This window comes from Phytoactinopolyspora endophytica (genome assembly GCF_004138495.1).
Classification (GTDB): domain Bacteria; phylum Actinomycetota; class Actinomycetes; order Jiangellales; family Jiangellaceae; genus Phytoactinopolyspora; species Phytoactinopolyspora endophytica.
Genome location: NZ_ML142858.1, coordinates 140,854 through 144,473 on the forward strand (window position 1 = coordinate 140,854; position 3,620 = coordinate 144,473).

General features: G+C 69.4%; 4 protein-coding genes. All 4 read left to right on the forward strand.

All coding sequences use genetic code 11. The features are described from left to right. Nucleotides 1-888: ABC transporter permease (locus ELR45_RS19650; protein ID WP_205856896.1), on the forward strand; the 888-nt coding region annotated here is incomplete at its 5' end. Beyond that, nucleotides 888-1,718 carry an ABC transporter permease gene (locus ELR45_RS19655; protein WP_205856897.1) on the forward strand — a complete coding sequence of 277 codons (831 nt, stop codon included), beginning with the start codon at nucleotides 888-890 and terminating at the stop codon, nucleotides 1,716-1,718. The genes ELR45_RS19650 and ELR45_RS19655, both read left to right, overlap by 1 nt. Continuing rightward, nucleotides 1,715-2,728 (forward strand): ABC transporter ATP-binding protein, encoded by a 1,014-nt coding sequence (locus ELR45_RS19660; protein ID WP_129667879.1) that lies wholly within the window; start codon nucleotides 1,715-1,717, stop codon nucleotides 2,726-2,728. Before ELR45_RS19655 ends, ELR45_RS19660 begins: the two co-directional genes overlap by 4 nt. Before the next feature lie 2 nt (nucleotides 2,729-2,730). Then, a partial coding sequence (locus ELR45_RS19665; protein ID WP_165367954.1) for an ABC transporter ATP-binding protein occupies nucleotides 2,731-3,620 on the forward strand: 890 nt, incomplete at its 3' end.

The window sequence follows — 3,620 nt, forward strand, 5'->3', positions numbered from 1 at the left end:
GGCGTGCGCGCCCTCCCGGGCGACACCGCGCTGATGCTGGCTGGTCAGTCCGGTGGGTCGAGCGACCCGGAGGCGCTCGAAGCGGTGCGGAGGAAGTACGGCCTCGACCAGCCGATGGTCATCCAGTACGTCCGCTACATGTGGCTGTTCCTGCAGGGCGACCTCGGAGTGTCGTCGTCGAACGGGCTCCCGGTCGGCCCGACCATCGTTGACCGGCTCCCGGTGACGGCCCAGCTGGCCCTGATGAGCCTGACCTTGGCAGCGATCCTCGGCGTTGGGGCCGGCATCCTGGCCGCGTTGTGGCGTGGCCGGGCCGGCGACTACCTCATCGGCATCGCCGGACTGGCCGGGATCTCGGTGCCGAGCTTCTGGCTCGCCCTGGTGCTGGTGATCGTCTTCGCCGTCAACCTGGGGTGGTTCCCGGCCTCGGGTTACGTCTCTTTCGTCGACGACCCGATCGGCAACCTCACCCGCATGGTCCTGCCGGTCTGCGCCCTCGCCACCAGCTTCGCGGCGATCTACATGCGGCAGATGCGCTCGGCGATGACGGAGGCCCTGCAGACGGACTACATCAGAACGGCGCGGGCCAAGGGGCTGGCCCGGTGGACGATCATCGTCCAGCACGGCGCCCGGAACAGCCTCATCACCATCCTCACCCTGACCGGCCTGCAGCTGGGCGCGCTCATCTCGGGCGCCGTCGTGATCGAACAGGTCTTCGTCATCCCCGGCTACGGCAAGCTGCTCCTCGACGCCGTGCTGGCCAGGGACTATGCGGTGGTTCAGGGGGTGGCGCTGGTGACCTTGATCGCGTACGTAGCGATCAGCCTGCTCGTCGATGCCCTCTACGCGTTGGTCGACCCACGCGTCCGGACCTCGGGGAGGGCATGATGGTGCACACGTTGCGTTTCGTGTTCGGCCGGCCGGCCACGGCGGTAAGCGCGGGCGTCATCCTGCTCTTCGCCGCCGTCGCCGTCGTCGGGCCGTGGATCTCGCCGTACGACCCCGGCCACCAGGACTACTCGGCCATCTTCGGCTCGCCGTCCGGCGCACACCTGCTCGGCACCGACGATCTTGGCCGGGATGTCCTGTCCCGGCTGATCGAGGGCGCCCGGATCTCTCTGGCCGTGGCGTTGGCGACGACCGCCTTGGTGCTGGTGGTGGCGGTGCCCATCGGGCTGGTCGCGGGATACTACCGGGGATGGCTGGATGTCGTCGTCTCCCGCGGCGTCGACGTGATGCTGGCCTTCCCGTACATCATCCTGGCGGTCGGGCTCGCCGTCATCATGGGGCCGTCGCTGCTGACCGTCACGGTATCCATGGCCGTCGCCGTCCTTCCATGGCTGATCAGGATCGTCCGCGGCGAGGTGCTGTCGCTTCGGGAGCGGGAGTACGTGTCGGGCGCGGTGCTGGACGGCGCCCGCACGCACACCATCCTCTTCCGGCATCTGTTACCCAACCTAACCGGCCCGTTGATCGTGCAGGCCACACTGCTCATCCCGTTCGGGATCCTCGGTGAGGCGCTGCTCTCCTTTCTCGGACTCGGAGTCCAGCCACCGACCGCCACTTGGGGTGTCATGCTCGCCAACGCACAGCCGTTCGCCCAGAGCAACCCCGGGTTGTCGATCGTCCCGGGGATCGCCATCGCGGTGGTGACGCTCGCTTTCAACCTGCTCGGTGACGGTCTGCGCGACCTGTTCGACCCGAGGACGGTGCGATGAACGCCCCCGTGGTGGCCGGGATAGCGGCGCACGACCCGCCCGCGCTCGTCGCGGATGGGCTTTCCGTCCGGTTCCAGGTCGGGCAGGGCTCGGTGACCGCCGTCGACGAGATCTCCTTCGGAGTCCGGCCCGGCGAGGTGATGGCGCTCGTCGGGGAGTCCGGCTGCGGCAAGTCGAGCGTGGCGATGGCGCTGGCCGGGTTGCTGGCCCCGAACGCCGAGCTCACCGGGTCGGTGACGTTCGGCGACACCGACATCGTCGGGCTAGGAGAACGGCAGCTGTCGAAGATCCGGGGACGCTCCATCGGCGTCGTCTTCCAGGAGCCGATGACCTCACTGAATCCGGTGTTGACCGTGGGCCGGCAGGTGAGCGAGGTGCTGCGACGGCACGCCGGGATGTCCAGGAAGCAGGCCGCCGAGCACAGCGTGGAGCTCTTCGAACGTGTCGGGATACCGGACCCTCGGACCCGGGCCCGCTCGTACCCGCACCAGCTTTCCGGCGGCATGCGGCAGCGGGTGATGATCGCGATGGCTCTCGCCTGCCGGCCGCGGGTGCTGATCGCCGACGAGCCCACGACCGCGCTGGACGTGACGGTGCAGTCCACGATCCTGCGGCTGCTGCGTGAGCTGGGACGCGAGGACGGCACCGCGATCGTGCTGATCACCCACGACCTCGGTGTGGTGGCCGACATCGCGGACCGGGTGGCCATCATGTACGCGGGCCGCTTCGTCGAGGAGGGTGAGGTGCACGACATCTTCGCCCAGCCGTCCCATCCGTATACCCGGGCTCTGCTGGCGGCGACCCCGAGACAGGGCGAGGCGGGGCAGGGCCGGCTGGCGGAGATCCCCGGCATCGTGCCCGTCCTGCATGAGCCGGCCACGTCGTGCAGCTTCGCAGACCGATGCACCCGGGTGGGGTCCACCTGCCACGAGTCGAGGCCGCAGCGGTCGCGCGTCGGGCAGCATCATGTCTGGTGCTTCCATCCGGTGGGGGAGGAAGGATCGAGATGAGCATGGCTCCGGCCAGCGAAGGCCCGGTCCTCGGGATGGAGAACGTCAGCGTCCACTTCCGGCAGAAGACCGGGACCGTGCGGGCGGTCGAGGACGTCTCGCTGAGCGTCGGCAAGGGCGAGATCGTCGGTCTCGTGGGCGAGTCCGGCAGCGGCAAGTCCACGCTCGCCCGGTGTGCGGTCCGGCTCCTGAAGCCGACGGCGGGCACCGTCCGTATCCTCGGCGACGACGTCACACACCTCAGCCAGCGCGGGATGCGGCCGTTGCGGCGCCGCGCGCACATGGTTTTCCAGGACTCCTACTCCGCCATGAACCCCCGGATGAAGATCGGCGATGTGGTCGCCGAGCCGCTGCGCCAGCACCGGGTCGGCAACCGGCAGGACCGCCGGGACCGGGTGGTCGAGATGCTCACCAGGGTCGGTCTGCGCGCGGACCACGCGACCCGGAGCCCGCACGAGCTCTCCGGAGGTCAGCGTCAGCGGATCGGGATCGCCCGGGCGCTCATCCTCTCCCCGGAGCTGCTGGTGGCCGACGAGCCGGTGTCCGCGCTGGACGTGTCGATCCAGGCAGCGATCCTCAACCTGCTCGTCGACCTCCAGCGTGAGCTCGGCTTCTCCTGTCTGTTCATCACTCACGACCTCTCGGTCGTCGAACACGTCTCGAACCGGATCGCGGTGATGTACCTGGGGCGGGTGGTCGAGCAGGGCACCCGGGAGCAGTTGTTCGCCCGGCCGGAGCATCCGTACACACAGGCGCTGATGTCGGCCGCGCCCTATCCGGACCCGGTCCGGCAGCGGTCGCGGCAGCCGGTGGTTCTCGCCGGTGACGTCCCCAGTCCGCTGAACCCGCCCGTGGGCTGCGGCTTCCACAGCCGCTGTCCGCTGGCGATCGA

Coding starts and splice junctions, on each gene's coding strand:
- ELR45_RS19655 (WP_205856897.1), top strand. CDS start 888: ATGGTGCACACGTTGCGTTTCGTGTTCGGCCGGCCGGCCACGGCGGTA.
- ELR45_RS19660 (WP_129667879.1), top strand. CDS start 1,715: ATGAACGCCCCCGTGGTGGCCGGGATAGCGGCGCACGACCCGCCCGCG.